General features: G+C 74.2%; 23 protein-coding genes and 1 pseudogene. 11 read left to right on the forward strand and 13 right to left on the reverse strand.

The window, feature by feature from the left end; all coding sequences use genetic code 11:
- Nucleotides 1-54 precede the first annotated feature (54 nt).
- The 4 genes from ACQPZO_RS10680 to ACQPZO_RS10695 all read right to left on the reverse strand — a co-directional run bounded on the left by ACQPZO_RS10680 (nucleotide 55) and on the right by ACQPZO_RS10695 (nucleotide 2,424).
- Nucleotides 55-318 carry a hypothetical protein gene (locus ACQPZO_RS10680; RefSeq protein WP_350882246.1) on the reverse strand — a complete coding sequence of 88 codons (264 nt, stop codon included), beginning with the start codon at nucleotides 316-318 and terminating at the stop codon, nucleotides 55-57.
- 110 nt (nucleotides 319-428) lie between these two features.
- On the reverse strand, nucleotides 429-890 hold the full coding sequence (locus tag ACQPZO_RS10685; protein ID WP_433349303.1) for an SRPBCC family protein: 462 nt from the start codon (nucleotides 888-890) through the stop codon (nucleotides 429-431).
- A 52-nt stretch (nucleotides 891-942) separates the two neighbouring features.
- Nucleotides 943-1,359 carry a DUF2795 domain-containing protein gene (locus tag ACQPZO_RS10690; RefSeq protein ID WP_433350930.1) on the reverse strand — a complete coding sequence of 139 codons (417 nt, stop codon included), beginning with the start codon at nucleotides 1,357-1,359 and terminating at the stop codon, nucleotides 943-945.
- Between the two features lie 84 nt (nucleotides 1,360-1,443).
- On the reverse strand, nucleotides 1,444-2,424 hold the full coding sequence (locus ACQPZO_RS10695; protein ID WP_433349305.1) for a YihY/virulence factor BrkB family protein: 981 nt from the start codon (nucleotides 2,422-2,424) through the stop codon (nucleotides 1,444-1,446).
- 196 nt (nucleotides 2,425-2,620) lie between these two features.
- Here ACQPZO_RS10695 and ACQPZO_RS10700 point away from each other — a divergent pair, with 196 nt between their 5' ends.
- Nucleotides 2,621-3,022 carry a ChaB family protein gene (locus ACQPZO_RS10700; RefSeq protein ID WP_433349307.1) on the forward strand — a complete coding sequence of 134 codons (402 nt, stop codon included), beginning with the start codon at nucleotides 2,621-2,623 and terminating at the stop codon, nucleotides 3,020-3,022.
- A gap of 32 nt (nucleotides 3,023-3,054) precedes the next feature.
- Here the strand turns inward: ACQPZO_RS10700 and ACQPZO_RS10705 are convergent, their stop codons facing one another.
- Nucleotides 3,055-4,488, reverse strand: a complete 1,434-nt coding sequence (locus tag ACQPZO_RS10705; RefSeq protein ID WP_433349309.1) for an aldehyde dehydrogenase family protein — start codon at nucleotides 4,486-4,488, stop codon at nucleotides 3,055-3,057.
- Nucleotides 4,489-4,560: 72 nt separating this feature from the next.
- Between ACQPZO_RS10705 and ACQPZO_RS10710 the strand changes: the two genes are divergently transcribed.
- Entirely contained in the window at nucleotides 4,561-6,165 is a 1,605-nt protein-coding gene (locus tag ACQPZO_RS10710; RefSeq protein WP_433349311.1) for a phytoene desaturase family protein, read from the forward strand.
- Between the two features lie 82 nt (nucleotides 6,166-6,247).
- On the opposite strand, the gene ACQPZO_RS10715 is transcribed toward ACQPZO_RS10710, so the two are convergent.
- Together ACQPZO_RS10715 and ACQPZO_RS10720 are read right to left on the reverse strand one after the other, a co-directional pair.
- A complete protein-coding gene (locus ACQPZO_RS10715; RefSeq protein ID WP_433349313.1) occupies nucleotides 6,248-7,015 on the reverse strand; it encodes a polyprenol monophosphomannose synthase in 768 nt (255 codons plus the stop codon).
- Between the two features lie 119 nt (nucleotides 7,016-7,134).
- Nucleotides 7,135-7,563, reverse strand: coding sequence for an SRPBCC family protein (locus tag ACQPZO_RS10720; RefSeq protein ID WP_433349315.1), 429 nt, complete (start codon nucleotides 7,561-7,563; stop codon nucleotides 7,135-7,137).
- Nucleotides 7,564-7,719: 156 nt separating this feature from the next.
- On the opposite strand from ACQPZO_RS10720, the pseudogene ACQPZO_RS10725 reads away from it, so the two are divergent.
- From ACQPZO_RS10725 to ACQPZO_RS10760, 8 genes and pseudogenes are all read left to right on the forward strand, one after another.
- Nucleotides 7,720-9,390, forward strand: a pseudogene (locus tag ACQPZO_RS10725) (HAD-IIIA family hydrolase); the annotation flags it as partial.
- Between the two features lie 80 nt (nucleotides 9,391-9,470).
- Nucleotides 9,471-10,445, forward strand: a complete 975-nt coding sequence (locus ACQPZO_RS10730; protein ID WP_433349317.1) for a glycosyltransferase — start codon at nucleotides 9,471-9,473, stop codon at nucleotides 10,443-10,445.
- On the forward strand, nucleotides 10,430-11,647 hold the full coding sequence (locus ACQPZO_RS10735; protein ID WP_433349319.1) for a glycosyltransferase: 1,218 nt from the start codon (nucleotides 10,430-10,432) through the stop codon (nucleotides 11,645-11,647). The genes ACQPZO_RS10730 and ACQPZO_RS10735 overlap by 16 nt, the downstream gene beginning before the upstream one ends.
- Nucleotides 11,647-12,435: a D-sedoheptulose-7-phosphate isomerase gene (locus ACQPZO_RS10740; RefSeq protein ID WP_433349321.1), complete on the forward strand. Its 789-nt coding sequence runs from the start codon at nucleotides 11,647-11,649 to the stop codon at nucleotides 12,433-12,435. Before ACQPZO_RS10735 ends, ACQPZO_RS10740 begins: the two co-directional genes overlap by 1 nt.
- A 12-nt stretch (nucleotides 12,436-12,447) precedes the next feature.
- Nucleotides 12,448-13,953, forward strand: coding sequence for a PfkB family carbohydrate kinase (locus tag ACQPZO_RS10745; protein ID WP_433349323.1), 1,506 nt, complete (start codon nucleotides 12,448-12,450; stop codon nucleotides 13,951-13,953).
- A gap of 11 nt (nucleotides 13,954-13,964) precedes the next feature.
- The gene (locus ACQPZO_RS10750) at nucleotides 13,965-14,651 is read left to right on the forward strand and encodes an SDR family oxidoreductase (RefSeq protein ID WP_433350931.1); all 687 of its coding nucleotides are present in this window, start codon (nucleotides 13,965-13,967) and stop codon (nucleotides 14,649-14,651) included.
- Nucleotides 14,648-15,646 (forward strand): glycosyltransferase family 9 protein, encoded by a 999-nt coding sequence (locus ACQPZO_RS10755; RefSeq protein ID WP_433349325.1) that lies wholly within the window; start codon nucleotides 14,648-14,650, stop codon nucleotides 15,644-15,646. Before ACQPZO_RS10750 ends, ACQPZO_RS10755 begins: the two co-directional genes overlap by 4 nt.
- On the forward strand, nucleotides 15,630-16,613 hold the full coding sequence (locus tag ACQPZO_RS10760; protein ID WP_433349327.1) for a DNA topoisomerase IB: 984 nt from the start codon (nucleotides 15,630-15,632) through the stop codon (nucleotides 16,611-16,613). Before ACQPZO_RS10755 ends, ACQPZO_RS10760 begins: the two co-directional genes overlap by 17 nt.
- A gap of 367 nt (nucleotides 16,614-16,980) precedes the next feature.
- On the opposite strand, the gene ACQPZO_RS10765 is transcribed toward ACQPZO_RS10760, so the two are convergent.
- From ACQPZO_RS10765 to ACQPZO_RS10790, 6 genes are all read right to left on the reverse strand, one after another.
- Nucleotides 16,981-17,964, reverse strand: coding sequence for a helix-turn-helix domain-containing protein (locus tag ACQPZO_RS10765; RefSeq protein ID WP_433349329.1), 984 nt, complete (start codon nucleotides 17,962-17,964; stop codon nucleotides 16,981-16,983).
- 206 nt (nucleotides 17,965-18,170) lie between these two features.
- Entirely contained in the window at nucleotides 18,171-19,328 is a 1,158-nt protein-coding gene (locus tag ACQPZO_RS10770; RefSeq protein ID WP_433349331.1) for an RNA polymerase sigma factor, read from the reverse strand.
- Nucleotides 19,325-19,732, reverse strand: coding sequence for a YciI family protein (locus ACQPZO_RS10775; RefSeq protein WP_433349333.1), 408 nt, complete (start codon nucleotides 19,730-19,732; stop codon nucleotides 19,325-19,327). The genes ACQPZO_RS10770 and ACQPZO_RS10775 overlap by 4 nt, the downstream gene beginning before the upstream one ends.
- Nucleotides 19,733-19,983: 251 nt before the next feature.
- On the reverse strand, nucleotides 19,984-20,613 hold the full coding sequence (locus tag ACQPZO_RS10780) for a class I SAM-dependent methyltransferase (protein WP_433349335.1): 630 nt from the start codon (nucleotides 20,611-20,613) through the stop codon (nucleotides 19,984-19,986).
- Nucleotides 20,610-21,818, reverse strand: a complete 1,209-nt coding sequence (locus tag ACQPZO_RS10785) for a sensor histidine kinase (RefSeq protein ID WP_433349336.1) — start codon at nucleotides 21,816-21,818, stop codon at nucleotides 20,610-20,612. Before ACQPZO_RS10785 ends, ACQPZO_RS10780 begins: the two co-directional genes overlap by 4 nt.
- Before the next feature lie 44 nt (nucleotides 21,819-21,862).
- Complete coding sequence (locus ACQPZO_RS10790) at nucleotides 21,863-22,525, reverse strand: response regulator transcription factor (protein ID WP_433349338.1); 663 nt, start codon at nucleotides 22,523-22,525, stop codon at nucleotides 21,863-21,865.
- Between the two features lie 133 nt (nucleotides 22,526-22,658).
- Here ACQPZO_RS10790 and ACQPZO_RS10795 point away from each other — a divergent pair, with 133 nt between their 5' ends.
- Entirely contained in the window at nucleotides 22,659-23,315 is a 657-nt protein-coding gene (locus tag ACQPZO_RS10795) for a hypothetical protein (RefSeq protein ID WP_433349340.1), read from the forward strand.
- Nucleotides 23,316-23,319: the final 4 nt, after the last annotated feature.

Raw genomic sequence — 23,319 nt, forward strand, 5'->3', positions numbered from 1 at the left:
CCACGGTGGCGCCGACCCGCCCGCCCGTCGTCGGGGCGGGGCGGGGCGGGGGAATCACATGTTGTCCGGGCCGGTCCGCCCCATGGTCGACGCCCGGTACGCCCGGTCGGCGTCCGTGCGTTCGCGCTCCCGCTCGGCCGGCGCCGCGCCGCGGTCCACCGCCTCCGGGCCGTGCCCGAAGGTGGCCTCCTCGCCGGCGTCGTTGGCCGTCACGTCGTCGGACTGCCCGTCGAGCGTCGACCGGGCGATCGCCCGGTCCAGGTCCTTCAGCGGGAGCCGTTCCTCGTCGCGCCACACGTGGCTGTCGTTGTCAGTCATGTTGTCGCGGTACCCGGGGCCGGTGATCACAAACGGCCGCGCCGCCGCCGTACCCGGACACGATGATGGCCGCCGAAGCCGGCGGCCATCGTCAACGCGTGTCCGGGGGATCAGGGCTGGGGTCGGTCGACGGCGCCCCGCCAGGCGCCGGTCTCCTGACCGCGCCGCTCGATGAACTGCTTGAACCGTTCCAGGTCGCCCTTGGCCCGGCGGTCGACGACGCCGAGCTTGTCGCCGGCCTGCTCCACCACGCCGTGCGGCTCGAACTCGAGCTGGAGGGTGACCCGGGTCTTGCCCTCGTCCAGGCGGTGGAAGGTCACCACGCCGGCCTGCTGGGTGCCGCCGGTGGACCGCCAGGCGACCCGCTCGTCGGGCAGCTGCTCGGTGATCTCGGCGTCGAACTCGCGCTTGACCCCGGCGACCTCCACCGTCCAGTGGGTCTTCGTGTCGGAGACCTGCCGGACCTCCTGCACCCCCTCCATGAAGTGCGGGAACTCCTCGAACTGGGTCCACTGGTCGTACGCGGTCCGGATCGGGACGGACACGTCAACGTGCTCGGTGATTCCACTCATCGACAATCCTCCTCAGTGCGCCGGTGCGTCGTCGGATCATGGGCCGATCCGGTCACCAGCGCGTCGTCTCGTTCTTGTGCCCGAGGGCGGCCCACACCTCGGAGACCGTCTGGTAACGGGTGCCCGGCGGCAGGCCTTCCAGGGCGGCGACGATGTCGTCGGGCGCGTCGTTGTCCCGTGCGTTCGCGACCAACGCGTCCCGGTCGCCGGGTAGGGCGGTCATCGTGATGAACCGCCCGAGCCGACTGCGCGCCTCCACGTCGGAGGAGCTCATGCCCTGCGGGGAGCCGGTGCGCAGCTCGCCGCCCGGCGCCGTGGTCGGCTCCGGCTGGTCCTCGCCCGCGGGCTCGGGCTGCCGGGACTCGTCGACCCGCGAGCCACCGGTCCCCGGGCCCTGCACCAGGCCGCTGACCTCCTGGCTCATCTGCTCGTCAACCCTTGGGCTGTGCTTGCTGCTGCCACGTTCCAAACGTTCCATGTCTCCTGCGCTACCCGGGGGGGCCGCCGGTAAACCGAAGGGGGCGCCCGGAAGGCGGCAGAAGGCGGCAAACAGTCACGAATCGGCCGGTGACCTGGGCTGCAGCACCGGCTCGCCCGGGTCGGGGTCGCCGGCCTGGATCTGCCGGCCCCGTTGCAGCTCGGCGTTCATCTGCACGCCGAGCATCAGTGCGCAGTTGGACAGGTAGAGCCAGACCAGGAACGCGATCACCGCGCCGAGGCTGCCGTAGGTGACGTCGTACGAGCCGAAGTTCGCCACGTACAGGCCGAAGCCGAAGGAGGCCAGCGCCCAGGAGACCAGGGCCACCGTCCCGCCCGGGGTGAGCCAGCGGAACCGCGGCTGCCGCACGTTCGGGGCGATCCAGAACAGCAGCGACAACAGCACCATCATCACCATGGCCAGCACCGGCCACTTCACGACGCTCCACACCGTCCGGGTCAGCCCGCCGGCGTTGATCAGGTCGCCCACCGCGTCGGTGACCGGGCCGCTGACGATCAGGGCGGTGGCCACCACGGCCAGCAGCACCAGCGTCACGGCGGCCAGGCCGATCTGCAACGGGCGCAGCCTCCAGACCGGCCGCCCCTCCTGCACCCCGTAGATGGCGTTGGAGGCCCGGGTGAACGCCCCGATGAACCCCGACGCCGACCAGAGCGCGCCGAGCAGACCGAAGCTGAGCAGCACCTTCGCGCCGCTCTGCTGGTCCACCACGCCCCGTACGACGCTGACGAAGCCGTCGTTGCCGACCACCGACCCGGCCCCCACCTCGCGGGCCAGGTCGATCACGGTGTCCACCGTCCGCTCGCCGTCGGAGACGAGCCCGACCAGGGCGACCACCACGATGGTGGACGGAAACAGCGCGAGCACCCCGTAGTAGGTGAGCGCGGCGGCCCAGTCCGCGCAGTTGTCCTTCACGAAGTTCCGACCGCTGCGCACCAGCACCCCGCGCCAGGTGTGCCAGCTCAGCTGGCGTACCCGCCGGGGGAGCCGCAGCGGCCCGCCGGGAGGAGCCGTGCCCGATTCCGTCGTCGCTGTCATGACCGCCCCCTGCGCCCCGGCGGCCCGGGTGCCGGCCACCCCGTCGCTCACCTGGCCCCGCCGGTACCCAACCCCAAAAATCGACAAACCCGCCCCTCCCCCGCGTGTTCCCGTGGGGGGTGGCGGGGGCGGTTTGGCGGTGTGGGCGGCGGGAACGGTGGGAGTCAGCCATCCCGTCGACGCGGAGGAGGACGACATGCCCGGGCGCGAGGTACTGCCCAGCACGCTGCGGCGCTCTCCGGACAAGGCGCAGCGCACCTGGGAGAAGACGCACGACTCGGCGGTGGAGACGTACGGCGAGGGGGAGCGGGCGCACCGCACCGCCTTCGCCGCCGTGAAGCATGAGTTCGAGAAGGTGGGCGACCACTGGGAGCCCAAGGGCCGCAAGGGACCCAGCGACCGCCAGGCGGCCGGCGGGGGCCCGGAGCGGCGGGCCCCCACGGCGGGCGGGGTGGACGCCAACGCCACCAAGGACCACCTGATGGGGGTGGCCCGCAAGCTGGACGTCCCCGGCCGTTCCCGAATGACCAAGCCCGAACTGGTCAAGGCCATCGAGAAGGCCAACGACCGCCAGACCCGCAGGGCCCGCGGCGACTGACCCCGCACCGCCACCGCCCCGGCGGGGGTCACTCACCAGTGGCCGCCGCCGGGGGCCTGCAGGTGGACGGCCTTGGTGGCGGTGAACTCGTCGAGGAGTTCCGGGCCGTAGCCGAAGCCCTGGCCGCTGGCACGGCGCGGTTGGGCGGCGCCGCCCGGAGCGCCGCCGAAGACGGCGTTGACCTTGACCGTGCCGACCGGGAGTTCCCGCCAGGCCCGATGGGCGTGACTCATCGACGCGGTGAGCACCGTGGCGGCCAGCCCGTACGGCGAGTCGGCTGCGCACCGCAGCGCCTCGCTGAACGAGTCCACCACGACCACCGGGGCGACCGGGCCGAACGTCTCCTCGCGGACCAGGGCCATGTCGTGCCGGCAGTCGGTGACCACGGTCGCCGGGTAGAACGCCCCCGGCCCGTCCGGCAGCGCCCCCCCGGTGCGCACCCGCGCCCCGTCGGCCACCGCCGCCGTCACCTGCCCGTGCACGTGGTCCCGGTGCCGCCGGTCGACCAGTGGCCCGAGTTCGGTCCCCGGGTCCCGCCCGGGGCCCGTCCGCAGCGCCTCGGCCCGCCGCACCAGGGCGTCGGCGAAGTCCTCGGCGACGTCGCGGTGCACGTAGATCCGCTCCACCGCGACGCAGATCTGCCCGGCGTTGGCGAACGACCCCAGCGCCGCCTGCTCCGCCGCCCAGACCGGGTCCACGCCGGCGTCGACGACGAGCGGGTCGCTGCCGCCGTTCTCCAGCAGCGCCTTGGCCCCGGTCCGGGCCGCCGCCGCGGCGATCGACCGGCCGGTGGCGGTGGAGCCGACGTGCGCCACCACGTCCACGTCGCCGGCGGCCAGCGCCGCGCCGACCTCGCCGCCCCCGGTGAGCAGCGACAGCACCCCGGGCGGCAGCGCGCCGTCCAGCGCCCTGGCCAGCAGCCACCCGGTCGCCGGGGTCCGCTCGCTCGGCTTGTACAGCACCACGTTGCCGGTCACCAGGGCCGCGCCGAGCAGCCCGCAGGCGACCGCAACCGGGTCGTTCCACGGGGTGATCGCGGCGACCACCCCGCGCGGCTGCGGAGTCATGAAGTCGATGGCGTCCGCGCCACCGAGCAGGGTCCGACCGCCGCGCAGCGGGGCCAGCTCCGCGTACTGTCGCAGGGTGCCGACACCCGCCTCGACGCCGCCCCGGGCGTCCGCCAGGGGCTTGCCCATCTCGGCGGTGATTGCTGCGGCCAGCTCCTCCGTCGTGGCCTCGACCGCGTCCGCGGCCCGGTGCAGGGCAGCCGCCCGCTCGGCCGGGGCGGTCGCCGCCCAGTCGGCCGCCACGCCCCGCGCGGCCTCCACCGCCTTGCCGACCTCGTCCGCCGTCGCCACCGGCACGGTGCTGACCGGTGAGCCGTCGGCCGGGTCGCGTACGACCAACTCGCCGCCCGTGCCGCCCGCGCCCCACACTCCACCTATGAGCTGCGAAACCGTGTACATGCGGCGGTGGATGCCCCGGGTCCGGCGCCGCAAACGCGTTTCACCCGGTAACCGGCCGGGTAGCCGGATCGGATGATCTCGACCGGGGTGCAGACGGCGGACGCCGTGGTCGTCGGCGCGGGCCACAACGGTCTGGTGGCCGCCAACCTGCTGGCCGACGCGGGCTGGGACGTGCTGGTGCTGGAGGCGACCGGCGCGCCCGGCGGGGCGGTGCGCTCGGCCGAGGTGACCGCCCCCGGCTACCTCAGCGACCTGTACAGCTCCTTCTACCCCCTCGGGTACGCCTCCCCGGTGCTGGCCGGCCTGGAGCTGGGCCGGCACGGCCTGAGCTGGACCGAGGCCCCCGACGTGCTGGCCCACCTGCTGCCCGACGGCCGGGCGGCGGTGCTGAACCGGAACATCGACGTCACGGCGGCCTCGCTGGAGGCGTTCGCGCCCGGCGACGGCGAGCGGTGGCGCCGCTCGTACGCCGAATGGCTGGACGTCGCCGGGCCGATGCTGGAGACCATCACCACCCCGTTCCCGCCCGTGCGCGGCGGGCTCGGCCTGCTGCGTCGGCTGAGGGTGGGCGGGGCGCTGCGGCTGGCCCGCCGCCTCGTCGTGCCGGTGCGCAAGCTCGGCGACGAGATGTTCGACGGCGAGGGCGGCACCCTGCTGCTGGCCGGCTGCGCCCTGCACACCGACCTGTCGCCGGAGGAGGCCGGCTCCGGCGTGTACGGCTGGCTGCTGGCCATGCTCGGCCAGCAGGTCGGCTGGCCGGTGCCGGTCGGCGGGGCACAGCGGATCACCGACGCGCTGGTGGACCGGCTCATCGCCCGGGGCGGCCGGATCCTCTACGACGCCCGGGTGGACCGGGTGCTCACCGCCCGGGGCCGGGCCATGGGGGTACGCACCGTCGGCGGCACCGCCTGGCGGGCCCGCCGCGCGGTGCTGGCCGACGTGCCCGCCCCCGCGCTCTACCTGGACCTGGTCGGCCCGGCGGCGCTGCCGCCCCAGCTGGTGGAGGACCTGGCGCACTTCCGGTGGGACGGGTCCACCCTGAAGGTCGACTGGGCGCTGTCCGGGCCGGTGCCGTGGGCCAACCCGACGGTGGCCACCGCCGGCACCGTGCACCTCGGCGCCGACCTCAACGGCCTGACCGGCTACGCCGCCGAGCTGGCCCGGGGCGAGATCCCCCGGGGCCCGTTCCTGCTGCTCGGGCAGATGAGCGTCGCCGACCCGAGCCACTCGCCGGCCGGGACCGAGTCGCTCTGGTCGTACACCCACCTGCCGTTCCGGCGGAACTGGCGGGCCGAGGACGTCGCCGCGCACGTGGACCGGATGGAGGAGGTGCTGGAGGCGGCCGCCCCCGGCTTCCGGGCCCGGATCGTCGGGCGGCACGTCGCCGGCCCGGCGGACCTGGAGCGGGGCGACCCGAGCCTGGTCGGCGGGGCGCTGGGCGGCGGCACCGCCGCGGCGTACCAGCAGCTCTTCCTGCGGCCGATCCCCGGCCTGGGCCGCGCGGACACCCCGGTGGACCGGCTGTACCTGGCCAGCTCCTCGGCGCACCCGGGCGGCGGGGTGCACGGCGCGCCGGGCGCGAACGCGGCCCGGGCGGCGCTGGCCCGCGACCGGGCGCTCACCGGCGGCCTCTACGCCGGGGTGGTCGGCGCGGCTCACCGGGCGGTCTACCGCTGAACTCGCCGGCCCGCCGGCCCGTGGCCGAGCAGCGACGGGGTGGCGCGGGCCCGGGCGCTTCGGGCGCCCGGGCGGCGGGCCGTCAGCGCTCGATGTTGCGGTGCCGGGTACGCAGCTTGAACGGCATCAGCGCGCTCTCGATCTTGGTGGCGGTGGTCATCTTCGAGTCGCCGTCGCGGCGCTCCTCGAAGCGGATCGGCACCTCCAGGATGGTGTGGCCGAGCTTCGTGGCCAGGTAGTGCATCTCCACCTGGAAGCTGTAGCCGTTCGACTGCACCCGCTCCAGGCCGATGTCGCGCAGCGCGTCGGCCCGCCAGATCTTGAAGCCCGCCGTGAGGTCGCGGATGCGCACCCTCAGCAGCGTGTGTACGTAGAGGTTGGCCCAGCCGCTGAGCGCCCGGCGGTACAGCGGCCACGCCTCATCGAGCTGGCCGCCGGGGACGTAGCGGGAGCCGATGACCACCCCCGCCCGGGTGGACAGCAGCGCACCGAGCATGCCGGGCAGCGCCTCCGCCGGGTGGGACAGGTCGGCGTCCATCTGCGCCACGTACTCGGCGCCGTCGTCGAGCGCCCGGCTGATCCCGTCGACGTACGCCCGGCCGAGCCCCTCCTTGCCGGCCCGGTGCACCACCCGCACCCGGTCGGGGTGTTCGAGCGCCAGCTTGTCGGCCACATCGCCGGTGCCGTCCGGCGAGTTGTCGTCGGCGACCAGCACTGTCAGGCCCGGCAGCGGCAGCGCGAGAAGTCGCTCGACCAGCACCGGCAGGTTGCCCGCCTCGTTGTAGGTGGGGACCACGACGGTCAGGCGCGCGTCTCGCCACGGCTCGGGCAACAGCACGGGTTCGATCATGACGGACATCCTCGGTTTGCCGACAGGTTCACCAAGAGGGTATCCAGTTTCCCATTCCCTGTCGTAAGGGCTCCCCGTCAGCACGTGTGACGTGGTGTGTTTCCCGGTTGGGCGGCCGGTCACCGGTCCGCCTTCTGCCGGGTCGAGATGTCGGCGAGGCGGCGCAGCGTCTCCTTGTTGCGCTGGTGCAGCACCAGGTCGTTGAGCTTGTTCCGGATCCAGCGCAGCGGGCCGGCGGCGAAGTCCTCGCCGATGCGGACCCGGGTGGCGTGCTCGCCGACCGGTTCCAGGGTGAACACCACGATCGCCTCGCCGGCCGGCCACAGCCCGGCCCTGAGCACCAGCTTGCGCGGCGGCTCGTGGACCAGCACGGTGGAGACGTCCTGGAGGGAGAACGGCCACGGCCCGGCCTTGTGGTGCAGCCGGGCGCCGACCCGGGGCCAGGCGTCGTCGACGTCGCGCACGTGCACCGTGCCGACCACCCAGTCGCTGTACGTCCAGCCGTCCGCGAGGACGTCGAAGACCCGCTGTGGGGACGCTCCGATCACTTTCTCCACAATCGCCACTGCGCTCCCATACCCGGCTCCCGGCGGGGCTAACGACCGGCGGGTTAGCTTCTCCGGTGCGGCGGGTACCGGTGCGGTGGTGGTAGTACCGCGCCGGGGTCGACGTTTACTCCTCGGGGCGCAGGGAACCCGCCGCCCGTGCGACGGGACCAGTTGGAGCCGGATCGGCGCAGGTCAGCCCGGGTGGACCCGGGTGCTGACCGCGGTCGGTCCGGCGGTGTCCTGTTCGACGCCGTGCTGTTGGACCGGGACGGGACGTTGGTCGAGGACGTGCCGTACAACGGGGAGCCGGAGAAGGTACGGCCGATGCCGGGGGCGCGGGAGGCCCTCGACCGGTTGCGGGCGGCGGGGCTGCGGCTGGGGGTGGTGACGAACCAGTCGGGCCTGGCCCGGGGATGTTTCACCGCTGGGCAGATGGGTCGGGTGCACGCGCGGATCGAGGAGTTGCTGGGGCCGTTCGACACCTGGCGGGTGTGCCCGCACGACGACGGGGCCGGGTGTGGGTGCCGTAAGCCGGCACCGGGGCTGGTACGCGCCGCCGCCGCCGATCTGGGCACGACTCCGGGGCGGTGCGTGGTGGTGGGGGACATCGGTCGGGACATGACCGCCGCCCTCGCGGCGGGCGCGTCCGGGGTGTTGGTGCCGACGCCGGTGACCCGGGCCGAGGAGGTCGCCGCCGCCCCGCACATCGCCCCGACGCTGCCGGCCGCGGTGCAGGAGATCCTGCGCCGGCAGGCCGCCGTCGTTCCCGCCGTGCCGCGTACGGCGGGAACGGTGTTGGTGGTGCGGTCGGACTCGGCGGGGGACGTGCTGGTGACCGGGCCGGGGGTCCGGGCGGTGGCGGCGCACGCGCGGCGGGTCGTGCTGTTGTGCGGGCCCCGGGGTCGGGCGGCGGCGGGGTTGCTGCCGGGGGTGGACGAGGTCGTCGAGTGGCCCCTGGAGTGGATCGACCCGAACCCGGCCTCGGTCGACCCGCGGCGGATCGGTCGGCTGGTGCGGCGGCTGGCGGCGGTGGGGGCGGACGAGGCGGTGATCTTCACCAGCTTCCACCAGTCGCCGCTGCCGCTGGCCCTGCTACTGCGCCTGGCCGGGGTGCCCCGGATCGCCGCGATCAGCGACGACTACCCGGGAAGCCTGTTGGATGTTCGCCACCGGGTCCCGTCGGGGGTGCCGGAGCCGGAGCGGGCCCTGTCGTTGGCCGCCGCCGCCGGTCACGCCCTGCCCGCCGACGACGAACCCCGACTGTGCCTGCGCCGGGACGCGGTGCCGGCCGCGCCGTCGCAGCTCGGCCCGCCCGGGTACGTGGTCGTACACCCCGGCTCGTCGGCCTCGGCCCGGGCCTGCCCGCCGGAGTTGGCCGCCCGGATCGTCCGGGTGCTCGCCGATGCCGGTCACCGGGTGGTGGTCACCGGCGGGCCCGGCGAGCGGGAACTGACCGCCCGGGTCGCCGCCGCCGGGGGCACCGACCTCGGCGGACGTACCGGACTCGCCGAACTGGCCGGGATCATCGCCGACGCCGGTGCCCTCGTCGTCGGCAACACCGGCCCCGCCCACCTCGCCGCCGCGCTCGGCACCCCGGTGGTCAGCCTGTTCGCCCCGACCGTCCCGTTCGGGCAGTGGGGGCCCTACCGGGTGCCGACCGTCCGACTCGGCGACGCCGACGCCCCCTGCCGCGACACCCGCTCGGCGGGCTGTCCGGTCGCCGGGCATCCCTGCCTCGCCGGGGTCGACCCGGCAGCGGTTCTCGACGCGGTCGGGCTCCTCGGCGTGCCCACGGCGGGGGCCGCCCGCGCCGCCGCCGCGGCCGGAGCCGACAGCCTGGCCGGCGCCGACGCCACGGCGGGCGGGTCGCCGGCGTTCGCCGTGCCGGCCGGTGGCGGGAGCGGCCGATGAACGTCCTGGTCTGGCACGTGCACGGCTCCTGGGCCACGTCCTTCGTGCACGGCAGGCACCGCTACCTGGTGCCGGTCACCCCCGACCGGGGCCCCTACGGCCTCGGCCGGGCCCGCACCTACCCGTGGCCCGACGGGGCCGTCGAGGTCACCCCGGCCGAGCTGCGCCGGGCCGAGGTGGACGTGGTGGTCCTCCAGCGCCCCGAGGAGTTCGAGCTGGCCTCCGAGTGGCTCGGCCGCCGGGTCGGCCGGGACGTGCCGGCCGTCTACGTCGAGCACAACACCCCCAAGGGGGAGGTGCCCAACACCCGTCACCCGATGGCCGACCGCGACGACCTGCTGCTCGTCCACGTCACCGGATTCAACCAGCTGTTCTGGGACAACGGCGGCACCCGCAGCACCGTCGTCGAACACGGCATCGTCGCCCCGGACGTCGAGTGGACCGGCGAACTCGACCGGCTCGCCGTCGTCATCAACGAGCCGGTACGCCGCTGGCGGGTCACCGGCACCGACCTGCTGCCCCGGTTCGCCGCCCTCGCCCCGCTGGACGTCTTCGGCATGGGGGTCGCCGGGCTGGCCGACCGGCTGGGGCTGCCCGCCGACCGGGTCACCAGCCACGACGACGTGCCGCAGGACCGGATGCACGCCGAGCTGGCCCGGCGGCGGGCGTACCTGCACCTGTGCCGGTGGACCTCGCTCGGGCTCAGCCTGATCGAGGCGATGAGCATCGGCATGCCGGTCGTCGCGCTGGCCACCACCGAGGCGGTGGTGGCGGTGCCGCCGGAGGCCGGCGCGCTCTCCACCCGCGTCGACGACCTGCTGGCGGCGACCCGCCGGTTCCTCGACGACCCGCCGGCCGCCCGCCGGGCGGGCGCGGCGGCCCGGCGGGCCGCCCGGGACCGCTACGGCCTGGACCGTTTCCTCGCTGACTGGGACCGGCTGCTGGAGGAGGAAGTATGCGCATCGCGATGATCTCGGAGCACGCCAGCCCGCTCGCCGTCCTCGGCGGCGAGGACGCCGGCGGCCAGAACACGCATGTCGCGGAGCTCTCCGCCGCGCTCGCGGCGGCCGGTCACGACGTGCGGGTGTACACCCGTCGGGACGCGGTGGACCTGCCGGTGACCGTCCGCAGCCCGGACGGGTACGACGTGGTGCACGTGCCGGCCGGGCCGGCCGAGCCGGTCGCCAAGGACGCGCTGCTGCCACACATGCGGGCGTTCGGCCGTCGGCTGGTCGACTGGTGGCGCACCGGGGACTGGACGCCCGAGGTGATCCACGCCCACTTCTGGATGAGCGGCCTGGCCGCGCTGGCCGCCGGCCGGCAGACCGGGGTGCCGGTGGTGCAGACGTACCACGCCCTCGGCGCGGTGAAGCGCCGCCACCAGGGCATCCAGGACACCAGCCCGCCCCGTCGGATCGCCCACGAGCGGGAGCTGGGCCGGGCCGTCGACCGGGTGGTCGCCCAGTGCCAGGACGAGGTCGGCGAGCTGGTCCGGCTCGGGGTGCCCCGGTCCCGGATCACCGTCGTCCCGTCCGGGGTCAACCTCGGGACGTTCACGCCGCTCGGACCGGCCGTCGAGCGGAACCCGGGGCGGGCCCGCCTGCTCACCGTGGGCCGCCTGGTGGAGCGCAAGGGCTTCCAGGACGTGATCCGCGCGATGCCGCTGGTGCCGGACGCCGAGTGCGTGGTGGTGGGCGGCCCGCCGGAGGGGCTGCTGGAGACCGACCCGCACGCCCGGCGGCTGCGGGCCCTCGCGGAGTCCAGCGGGGTGGCCGACCGGGTGACGCTGGTCGGGGCGGTGCCCCGCGAGGAGATGAGCCGCTGGTACCGCTCCGCCGACGTGCTGGTGGCCGCCCCCTGGTACGAGCCGTTCGGGCTGACCCCGTTGGAGGCGATGGCGTGCGGTGTGCCCGTGGTCGGCACGGCCGTCGGCGGGCTGACCGACACCGTGCTCCACGGGGTGACCGGCGACCTGGTGCCGGCCCGGGACCCGCGCGCGCTGGGCGTCACGATCCGGCGCCTGCTCGACGACCGGTTCCGCCGGTTCTCCTACGCCGGGGCGGCCCGTGACCGGGCTCGGCGCAGCTACTCCTGGGCCGCCACGGCCGAGCGGCTCACCGACGTGTACGGACAGGTGGCGGCGGTGCGCCGGCCCACCCGGGTGGTCGCCTGATGGCCGCCGCGCTACCTGGTCCCGCCGGCCAGCCCGGTCCCGCCGGCCCGACCGCCTCGCCGGCCGGTCCCGCCGGCCCGACCGCCCCGTCGGTGCTCGACGGGCACCTGGCCAGCCTGGCCGCGGCCCTGCTGCCGTACCGCAGGTCGGAGGAGGTGCTGGCCCGGTGGGGCGGGGAACTGGCGCACCGGCTCGCCGCCGGCGGCCGGTTGCTGGTGGCCGGCAACGGCGGCAGCGCCGCAGAGGCCCAACACCTCACCGCCGAACTCGTCGGCAAGCTCCGCGACGACCGGCAACCCCTCTCCGCCATCGCCCTGCACGCGGAGACCTCCGCCCTCACCGCCATCGCCAACGACTACGGCTACGACCACACCTTCGCCCGTCAGGTCCGCGCCCACGGCCGGCGGGACGACATCCTCCTGCTCATGTCCACCAGCGGCACCAGCACGAACCTCCTCACCGCGGCCCGCGCCGCCATTGAGGCCGGCCTGCGCTGCTGGGCCCTCACCGGTCCCACCCCCAACCCCCTCGCCGACGCCTGCCACGACGCCCTCGCCATCGACTCGCCGGACAGCCAGGTGGTCCAGGAGCTGCACCTGGTCTCCGTCCATGTGCTCTGCGAGTACGTCGACCGGGTGCTCCCCGCAGCCCTCGCGGCGGCGGGCGAGCGCGGCCCGGGCGGCGTGGTGCCGGCGGTGGGCACGGCCGGCGGGCCGGACCGGCCGGTGCGTGCCGGGGTCGAGGTGGTGCTGGACGGCGAGGCTGGCCGGCAGGTCGAGGCGGGCTGAGGAGGCGAGCTGATGGCGGGACCTGTGGTGGTGGTCGGTGACATCCTGCTCGACCGGGACGTCGAGGGGGTGGTGAACCGGCTCTGTCCGGACTCCCCGGTGCCGGTGCTCGACGAGTCGACGGCCGTGGACCGGCCCGGCGGCGCCGGCCTGGCGGCGGTCTTCGCCGCCGCGCTGGGCGCCGAGGTGGCCCTGGTGACCGCCCTAGCCGACGACGAGGGCGGGGCCCGGCTGAGCACGCTGCTCGCCGCCGCCGGGGTGCAGCTGTACGCGCTGCCGCTGCGCGGCGCCACCCCGGAGAAGATCCGGCTGCACGCCCGGGGACGGGTGCTGCTGCGCCACGACCGGGGCGGACCGGCCGGGGAGCCCGGCGAGCCGAGCGAGGCCGCCCTGCGGCTGCTCGCCTCCGCGTCCGCCGTGCTGGTCAGCGACTACGGCCGGGGGGTGGCCCGGCAACCGGCCCTGCGCTGGGCACTCGCGGCGACCCGCGCGCCCGTGGTGTGGGACCCGCACCCCCGGGGTCCGGCGGCGGTGCCGGGGGTGCACCTGGCCACCCCGAACGAGTCGGAGGTGCGCGAGCTGGTGAAGGCCGGGCCGGGCGCGTCCCGGCTGGCCACCGCGTCCCGGGGCGCGCAGGAGCTGCGCCGGCGCTGGCGGGCCGGCGCGGTCACCGTCACCCTGGGCGGCGACGGGGCGCTGCTCTGCCACGCCGGGTCGACGCCGCTGGTGGTGCCCGCCCCGGCCAGCGCCGAGGGGGACACCTGCGGTGCGGGCGACCGGTTCGCCGCGACCGCCAGCATCGCCCTGTCCCGGGGCGCGCTGGTGTCCGAGGCGGTGCAGGCGGCGGTCACCGAGGCGTCGGCGTACGTCGCGGCCGGGGGAGTGGCCACGGCCCTGCCGCCGCCAGCCCGGACGGTCCCGGTGACCGGGTCCCGCCCCGGCGGCGGCGACCGGGTCGGGGTGGGCGCCGCCGCCGCGGTGGTCGCGGCGGTCCGCGCGGCCGGCGGCACGGTCGTCGCCACCGGCGGGTGCTTCGACCTGCTGCACGCCGGGCATGTGGCCACCCTGGAGGCGGCCCGCCGGCTCGGTGACTGCCTGGTCGTCTGCCTCAACTCCGACGCCGGCGTGGCGGGGCTGAAGGGGCCGGACCGGCCGGTGGTGCCGCAGGGCGACCGTGGCCGGCTGCTGGCGGCGCTGGGCTGCGTCGACGCGGTGCTGGTCTTCGACGAGCCCACCCCGCAGGCGGCCCTGACCTGGCTGCGCCCCGACATCTGGGTCAAGGGCGGCGACTATGCCACCGGTGGCGGCGAGCCGGGGCTGCCCGAGGCGGAGCTGCTGAGCCGTTGGGGCGGGCACACGGTGGTCGTGCCGTACCTCGACGGGCGCTCCACCACCGACATGATCGCTGCCGCCCGCGCCGGTGGCGGGACGACCGGGCGGCCCGGCGACCGGGTGTCCGGGCCGCCGCCGGGCGTGGCGGTGGGCGTGGACGTCGCGACGGCGAAGGGGGCACGATGACCGGCAACGCTGTGGGGACGGGGCCGACCGTCCTGATCACGGGCGGGTCGAGCGGGTTGGGGGCGGCCGTGGTGACGGCCGTGGCCCGGGCCGGCGGCCGGCCGCTGGTGCTGGACCGCAACGCCCCGGCCGACGGGGTGCCGTGGATCGAGTGCGACCTGGCCGACACCCGCGCCGCCGAGGCGGCCACCCGGCGGCTCGCCGAGCGCTCCGGGGGCCTCGACGCCGTCGTCACCGCCGCCGGCATCGATGTGCCCGGCCGGCTCGCCGACGTGCCCGGGGAGACCTGGGACCGGATCATCGCCGTCGACCTGCTCGCCACCGCCGCGGTGATCCGGGCCGCCCTGCCCTGGCTGGAGGAGTCGCGGGGCAACGTCGTCACGGTCGCCTCCACCCTCGGCGTGAAGGCCGTCAGCGACGCCACCGCGTACTGCGCCGCGAAGTTCGGCGTGGTCGGCTTCACCCGCGCCCTCGCCGCCGAGCTGGCCGGGGCGGTCGGCGTCACCCTGCTCGTCCCCGGCGGGATGCGCACCGCCTTCTTCGACGAGCGGGACGCGCAGTACCGGCCCGGCCCGGACGCCAACCTCAACGAACCCGCCGACACCGCCGCCGCCGTCATGTTCGCCCTGTCCCAACCGCCCGGAAGCGCCGTCCGCGAGCTGGTGGTCTGCGCCGAGCGGGAGTCGTCGTACCCGTGATCCTCGTGCTCCGGGCGCTCGGCGTCGGTGACCTCGCCACCGGGGTGCCGGCGTTGCGCGCCCTGCACGCCGCGTACCCCGACCGGGAGCTGGCCCTGGCCGCCCCGCGCTGGCTGGCTCCCCTGGTCGATCTGGTCGGCGGCGTCGACCGCCTGGTGCCGGCGGACGGCCTGGGGTCCCTGGGGTGGTCCGGCCCGCCGCCGGAGCTGGCGGTCAACCTGCACGGCCGTGGCCCCCGGTCGCACCGCGTGCTGGCCGCCACCCGCCCCGGCCGGCTGCTCGCCTTCGCCAGTCCCGACGCCGGCCACGCCGACGGCCCCGACTGGCGGGCCGACGAGCACGAGGTCGACCGATGGTGCCGCCTGCTCGGTTGGTACGGCCTCCGCGCCGACCGCGCCGACCTCGCCCTGCGCCGTCCCGCGCCCGGCGGCGTGCCGACCGGGGCGACGGTGGTGCACCCCGGCAGCAAGGTCGTGGCCAAGCGCTGGCCGGCCCGGCGGTTCGCGGCGTTGGCCCGGGAGCTGACCGGCCGGGGACACCGGGTGGTGGTCACCGGCTCGGCCGGTGAGCGGGAGTTGGCCGGGTGGGTGGCGTACCACGGGGGGCTCGCGCCGGACGCGGTGCTCGCCGGCCGCACGGACCTCGGCGACCTCGCCGCCCTCGTCGCCCGCGCCCGGCTGGTGGTCAGCGGGGACACCGGCGTGGCCCACCTCGCCACCGGGTACGGCACCGCATCGGTGGTGCTCTTCGGCCCCGTCGCGCCGGCGCGGTGGGGGCCGCCGCCGGACCGCCCGTGGCACCGGGTGCTCTGGCACGGCGACGTTGGCCCGCGCGACCGGCCCGCCGTCCAGTCTCCCGGAGCGCGGGGCGATTGGCCCGTGTTCGATGGGGTGACAACCGATTCGACACTGGCGGCCGTCTGCCTCGACGAGGTGCTGGCGGCCGTGGACGACGCGGAACGAGCGGTGCGGATCTCCGGTGCGGTTACGGCGTAGCGATCCGGGCAGGCCGGGGTACGGCCGCCGGCGAAGCGGCAGGGGCTGGACCTTCCTCGACCCGAGGGGCGAGCCGGTCCGCGAGCCCGGCGAGTTGCCCCGGCTGCGGAACCTGGTGATCCCGCCGGCCTGGCGGGAGGTGTGGATCTCGCCGCACCACAACGGGCACATCCAGGCCACCGGGATCGACGGCGCCGGCCGCAAGCAGTATCTCTACCACCCGCAGTGGCGGCGCAACCGGGACGAGGCGAAGTTCGACCACGTGCTGGAGGTCGCCCACCGGCTCCCGGTGCTGCGCGAGCGGGTGGAGCAGGACCTGTCCGGCCACGGGCTGAACCGGGACCGGGTGCTCGCCACGGTCGCCCGCCTGCTCGACATGGGCATGTTCCGGGTCGGCAGCGACCAGTACGCGGTCGGCGACGACGCCACCTTCGGCGTCTCCACGCTGCGCCCGGAGCACGCCCGCAGCCGGCGGGGCTGCGTGGTGTTCGAGTTCCCCGCCAAGGGCGGCATCGACCAGGTGCGGCGGATCGAGGATCCGGAGCTGTGCCGAGTGCTGATCAACCTGCGCCGCCGGCGCCGGCGGGCCGAGCGGCTGTTCGGCTACTGGGACGGCCGGGACTGGCGGGACGTGCGCAGCGACGAGGTCAACGAGTACCTGCGCGCCGCCAGCGGCGGTGAGATGACCGCGAAGGACTTCCGCACCTGGCACGCCACCGTGCTGGCGGCCACCGAGCTCGCCACCCGCGGGCCCGCCCGTTCCGTCACGGCCCGCAGGCGGGCGGTGGCGGCGGTGATGCGCGAGGTCGCCGAGCTGCTCGGCAACACCGCGACCGTGGCCCGTACCTCCTATGTGGACCCCCGGGTGGTCGACCTGTTCCACGACGGGGTGGTCGCCCCGGTGGAACCGGGCACGCCCCGGGCGGAGGTGGAGCGACGGGTGCTGGAACTGCTGGAGGACGCCTGACCGGCCCCGCCGACGGTCCTGGGGGGAGAGCGACGGGGCCGGAGCCGGTGACCGACGCACGGGGATCGCCGCGTCGCGCGGCTGGGGACGCGGACGGACGGCACCGGGCGGTCGCCCGCGACGGTGGGTCGCGGACGCCTCGCCACGGCCCCCGTTACGTGTGGGCCCGCCGCGGTGGTCCCGCTTGCCGGCCCGCCCCAGTATCGGTGGGCGTCGGCGGAACCGAGTTGACAGTGCATGCCGGGAGGTTGACGATCCGTGCCGTTGCGGGCGGTGCATCCGGGTAAGCGCCCCGGCGGGCGGTACGGGTCAGTCCCCCCCCCGGTGCGGCACCAGCCGTGGGCCGGTCGGGCCGGCCCGTCTCCTGTCACCGGCTCTCCCGGAAGGCGCGCGGGCTGGTGCCGTACGCGGCGCGGAAGGCGCGGCTGAAGTGGGTCTTGTCGCGGAAGCCCCAACGCGCGCCGATGGCCTGGACGGTCTGGTCGCGCAGGAGCGGGTCGGCGAGGTCGCGGCGGCAGCGTTCGAGGCGGCGTCGGCGGATGACGCCGCTGACGGATTCGTCCTGGTCGGCGAAGAGGCGGTGCAGGGTGCGCAGGGCGACGTGGTGGGCGTCGGCGACGGACTGGGGGGACAGGTCCGGGTCGCCGAGATGGCGCTCGACGAAGTCGCGTACCTGGGTGAGCAGGGCCTGCCGGCGCATCTCGGCGGGGAGGGCGGCCTCGGCGTCGAGGTGGCGGGCGAGCAGCAGGGAGACCAGGGTGAGGGTGACGTCGGCGAGGTGCGGGGCGTCGGTGGCGCGGAACTGCTCGGGATTCCGGGTGATCTGGTGCAGGTGCTGGGCGAGCAGCGCGCCGGGCCCCTGCGTGCCCGAGATCCGCACCGCCGAGAGCCGGTCGACCTTGTCGGCGTCCAGCGGCAGCAACGCCCGGGAGATGACCACGGTGGCCGAGGCGGCGTCCTCCCGGCCGTGTTGCCGGCTGGCGTGCATGATGTCGTGCGGCCGACCCCAGTCGATGAGCGCGAAGTCACCGCTGCCCATCGCGGTGTCCCGGCGACGGGCGCTGATCGCGCTGGTGCCGGCGACCGTCAGCGGGATCTGGTAGACCTCCGGGTCGGCCTGGCGGATCAGCCGGGCGGTCCGCCGCCCGATCAGGGACTGGTAGCGGAACCGGGTCAGCTGGATCCCACCGCCCAGGTCGACCAGCCGGGCGCGGCCCCGGAAATCGGCCGCGTGGTCGCTGGCGAACGCGATCGGCGCGGAGACCCGTGCCGACATGTCGACCCAGAAGGGCCACCGCTCCGCTGGCGGCAGTTCCGCCGTGTCCACCGTCTCGGCCCGCAGTGTGCCCATCACCGACCTCCCCGTGTGGTGCCCGTGCCGGGTTGACGAGGCGGCCGGCCGCCTCTCATCGCCGGTCGGCGCGTCCATCGCCCACCTCCTCGTCCGTGGCAGGGCTCCATTGTCGACACGGAGAGCGGTCGGGCCGCCACCGGAGCCCCGCTACGGTCTTCCGGGCTAGTGCGCCGTCCTTCAGGGGAGAACCCGGGCGCGACCCGTCAGCGACATCGGCGGGCGTTGAGCCGGGCGGCTTGGCGCGTCAGGTGGTCTCGTTCGGCGAGGTTGGGTGCCTTCTGGGCTGCCTCGGCGTACAGGCGTGCCGCTGTCGTCAGGTCGCCGTCGCGCTCGTGGAGGTGCGCCGCCACCGCGGTGTGGCGGGGTAGTGAGTCGTTCAGCGCCGCGAGGGCCGCCAAGCCGGCGCGTGGTCCGTCGGCCTCGCCGACGGCCACTGCACGGTTGAGGCGGACGACCGGGCTGTCGGTCAGGCGCGTGAGTTCGTCGTACCACTCGACGATCTGCACCCAGTCGGTCTCCTCGGCGGTGGGCGCGTCGGCGTGGAGTGCCGCGATCGCGGCCTGGGCCTGGAACTCGCCCAGCCGGTCGCGGGCGAGGGCCGTCTGCAGGATCTCGACGCCCTCGGCGATCGACTTGGTGTCCCACCGGTGGCGGTCCTGCTCGGCGAGCGGCACCAGGCTGCCGTCGGGTGCGGTCCGGGCGGCGCGCCGGGCGTGGTGGAGCAGCATGAGGGCGAGCAGCCCCGCCACCTCGGGGTGGTCGATCGCGGTCGCGAGTTGCCGGGTGAGCCGGATGGCCTCGGCGGCGAGGTCGACGTCGCCGGAGTAGCCCTCGTTGAAGACCAGATAGAGGACGCGCAGCACGGTGGCGACGCCGCCGGGCTGGTCCAGCCGCACGCCGGAGACGGTGCGCTTGGCCCGGCTGATGCGCTGCGCCATGGTCGCCTCGGGCACCAGGTATGCCTGGGCGATCTGGCGGGTGGTCAGCCCGCCGACGGCGCGCAGCGTGAGCGCGACCGCGGACGACGGTGTCAGCGACGGGTGGGCACACAGGAAGTAGAGCTGGAGCGTGTCGTCCATCGCGGGCACGGGCGCGGACGCCGGCTCCTCGTCGACGAGGTCCTCACGCCGGCGGCGGGCGGCGTCCGCCCGGGTCGCGTCGAGGAACCGGCGCCAGGCCACGGTGACCAGCCAGCCCTTCGGGTCCTGCGGCGGGTCGGCCGGCCAGACGCGGACCGCCTCGACCAGCGCGTCCTGCAGGGCGTCCTCGGCCGCCGCGAAGTCCGCTCCGCGGCGGCCGAGGATCCCGAGCACGCTCGGCGTGAGGCTCCGGAGCAGGACCTCGAACACCGGCGAGGTCATTCCGTGATGGTGGGCGGCGCGGCCAGGAAGGGACGCACCTCGAGCCACTCGTGGATCGGCTTCCCACCCGCCCCGGGGGCGGCCGACAGGTCCCCGGCCAGCGCGACGGCGCGCTCGTAGCTGTCGACGTCGATCACCATCCAGCCGGCGATGAGGTCCTTGGTCTCGGCGAACGGGCCGTCGGTGACCGGCGGGCGGCCCTCGCCGTCGTACCGGACGAACGTCCCCTCGGGGGCGAGCGCCTGACCGTCGACGAACTCGCCGGTCTCCTCGAGCCGGGCCGCGAAGTCGCTCATGTACTGCATGTGGGCCGAGATCTCCTCCGGCGTCCACCGGTCCATGGGCACGTCGTTGACCGCAGCCGGAGCGCCGCGGTAGTGCTTGAGCAGCAAATACTTGGCCATCGTGTTTCTCCTCGATGCTGGTGCGACCCATTTTGGTCGCGTTCACCTCGGGGACGGAGCCAGTCCCGAGATCTCGACATCGCCGTCCGGATCTTTGCGGGTCCGTAGCTGAACCCGTCGGGAAGCTCCTGGCGCCGGTTGGGCGTCGGCGATGGCGGTGATCGTCTGTTCGAGGTGGTCCGGGGTGAAGGCGGTGGCGAGCCAGGTGTCGAGCGGGTCGATGAGGGCTGTCGAACCGGCCGGTCAGCGCATCAGCCGGGCTTGATCGCGTGGATGCGTTCCACGCTGCCGGCTTTGAGTCGTTCGACCTCGACGATGTCGAAGCCGACCGCTCGTACCAGGGGTAGTTGGCGGCGGGTGAAGTGTTCGCCGGCGGAGGGGACGGTGATCCGTTCGAGCAGCCACTGGGCGGCGTAGACGGGCGGCCAGGTGCTGGCGATGTGGTCGAGCAGGAGCAAGCGTCCGCCGGGGACCAGAACGCGGTGCATCTCACGGATGGCGGCGGCCGGATCGGGGATCGTGCACAGCGACAGGGCGCAGACGGCCGTGTCGAAGGAGCCGCCGGCGAAAGGCATGCGCTCGGCGTCGCCTTCGTGCAGGTCGACGGCGCGGCCGAGGTCGATGGCCTGTTGCCGGGCGATGGTGAGCATGGCGGGGCTGAGCTCGATCCCGGTGATCGTAGCGCCGGGCGGGTAGTGGGGCAGGTTGCGGCCGGTGCCGACGGCCACGTCGAGGATCCGGCCACGGGCGCGGGCACCGAGCCATTCCCGGCCGCCCCCGAACTGGAGCTTCTCCAAGAGGGCGATCTGCCTGTCGTAGCTGGGTGCGGCCTTGTCCCAGACCCGCCGTGCCTTGGCGGTCTGATCTGATGCGGCGGTCACGGTACCTCCAGCGGGCAGGAAGCGGAGCCGGTCAGGGCGCGATCCGGTACGTGGGCGTGGACGACGAGGCCGCCGTTCTCTCGAGGGGTGATGGTCAGTGTGCCGTTGTGGCGTTCGGTGATGCGCTTCATGATGGCCAGGCCCAGCCCGTAGCCCGGGTTCTGCTCTTGTGCGAGCCGAGTGGTTCTGCCGTGGTTGAAGGGCGCGGTGAGATCGTCGATCGTGTCGGGGTCGATGGACTCCCCGGTGTTCGAGATGGTGATGTCGATGCCGCTGGCGCGGGCCAGGGTCTGGATGTTGACCTGGCCTTTGTCGATGTTGTGTCGCACGGCGTTGATGATGGCGTTGCGAAGGAACTGTTCGATCAGCGTCTTGTCCGCGATGAGCGGCCTGTCTGTTGTTTCGACGGTAATGTCCAGGCCGCGGGTGGCGATCAGCCCGTCGAGGTCGGTCAGGGCTTCGCGGATCGCCGCAGCCAAGTCGACCGGCTCTGGTTTCCCCAGCTGGGAAGTCTCGGCGCGGGCGAGATCCAAGAGGGCGTTGAGGATGGTCTCGCTGCGCTTGGTCGCGGTGAGCGCACGGGTGACGGCTGGTTCGAGTTGGGTTGGCACTCGTCCCTGTTCGAGGGGGATCTCGAGGGCCGTGCGGGCCGTGGCGACTGGGGTACGGAGTTCGTGGGATGCGTTGGCGATGAACTCGCGTTGCCGGGCGAAGGAATCCTCGAGCCGGTCAAGCATCTGGTCGATCGTGTCGCCGAGTTCTTTGATCTCGTCGGTCGGGCCGGGCAGATTCAGTCGTGCGTCGAGTTGGTGTTGGGTGATGGAGCGAGCGGATGAGGTGATGTTGGCGATCCGGGTGAGGGCGGCGCGGGAGAGCCTGGATGCGGCGAAAGCGGCGAAGACGGCGAAGACGGCGAGGATTCCCAGGCACCACCACACGAGGCCGGCGAGTATGTCGTCGCGGAGCGTGATCTGGGTCCGGTCGATGACTCCTTGGATTCCCCCCGTTGGCAGCCCGTCGGGGTATGTGACGGAACCCGGTTCGAGTAGCGGGTCGCCGCTCTGCCAAGCCACCACCGTGCCGTCGGTGCCGATGAACTCATTGACCCCGCCGTGCTGAGCGGTGTCGAACAGGTGAGCCACAGCGAGATAGACGACGGCGAGCAGGACGATTCCGGCGGTGAGAAACGCTGCGGTGAAGGTCACGGTGAGTCGGGTGCGGAAGCTGTGCAGACGGGGCGTCCGTCTACTCATGACGGGTCCTCGATTCGATAGCCGCGCCCATGCTCAGCGACGATCAGATCCGGTGTGCCGAGCTTACGGCGGAGGGAGTAGACGGCCATCTTCACGGCGGCGCGTTCGGTGTCGTAGTCCTCGTCCCAGGCATGGTCGATGAGTTGCCGATAGGTCACGAGACCTCCGTTTGCGACAACAAGGGCTTCGAGTACCGCGTACTCCTTGGTGCTGAGTCGCACCGGTATTCCACGTCGGGTCACCTTCTGCCCAGCGGTGTCCACGATGAGGTCCGCAACGCTGCGGGAGGTGTCGCCGGGGTCGAGTCGGCGGGCGAGGGCGTTGATGCGGGCGGTCAGCTCACGGTAGGCGAAGGGCTTCGTCAGGTAGTCGTCCGCCCCGAGGTCCAGGCCCTCGACGCGGTCGTCAAGTCCGGCGGCGGCGGTCAGCATGAGAATGCGCACGGGGTGGCGCATGGCCGACAGGGTCCGGCAGACGGTGTCACCGTCGAGGACGGGCAGGTTGCGGTCCAGCACCATCACCTCCGGATCGCTGAGCTGAATCCGGCTGAGCGCGGTCGCACCGTCGTGAGCGACGTCGACCGTGTACCCGTCGGCGCGTAGCCCCTCGGCCAGGCTCGTGGCGAGGTCGATCTCGTCTTCCACGATCAGCACTCTCATCACCCCATTGTCCGGCCCGGACGGTAAGGAAACGGTCAGGAACGCGCTGACCGTTCGCTGACCGCCGACCGTCTAGAACTTCTCCTGACCGATCCCGCGACACCGGGATGCAACCCGTCAGTGAGGACGAACCATGTTCAGCAACGACCACCGGCCAGCGGCGACGAGGCTGTTCGTCGTGGGCGCCGCGCTTGCCGCGGCTCTCACCCTTGCCGGCTGCACGTCCACGCCCAAGGTGCCCTCCGCCGGCGACGCACCCGTGGGCACGGGTGATGCGAAGGCGGCGGCGCAAGCGTATGCGGACTGTTTGCGCGCCGAAGGGGTGCAGAACGTGATGGTCGGACCGGACGGCTATGTCGGACCCGGTATTTCGATTGATTCCGCTCAGGAGAGCAGCAGCCCCGGCGCGGTCGAGTTCGACGCGGCAGCGGCCGAACTCTCCGCGGCTGCCGAGAAGGTCTGCCGTGCGAAGGTGCCCCAGTACGAGCCGCCACGGAACGGCGACGCGATCGACCCGGCCCTGGCGGAGGCGTCCCGTGCGTTCGCGAAGTGTGCCAGGGAGAACGGCATCGCGGCCTTTCCGGACCCGGAAGGTGCGTCCGCAGAGATGGCAGTGCCGGCCGGGACGACGAAGGAACAGTTCTTCGCCATGTTCGCGGCCTGCAAGAAGACGATCGTACCGGCCGGTGACAAGAAGGGTACGTTCGTTGCCCCGAACTTCACGGGCGCGTTCGACGCGGCCTGGAGCGAAGAACTGTACTCCCGCATCATCGATGGCACGAACTCCTAGGCGA

This window comes from Micromonospora sp. CA-111912, assembly GCF_050948415.1.
Classification (GTDB): domain Bacteria; phylum Actinomycetota; class Actinomycetes; order Mycobacteriales; family Micromonosporaceae; genus Micromonospora.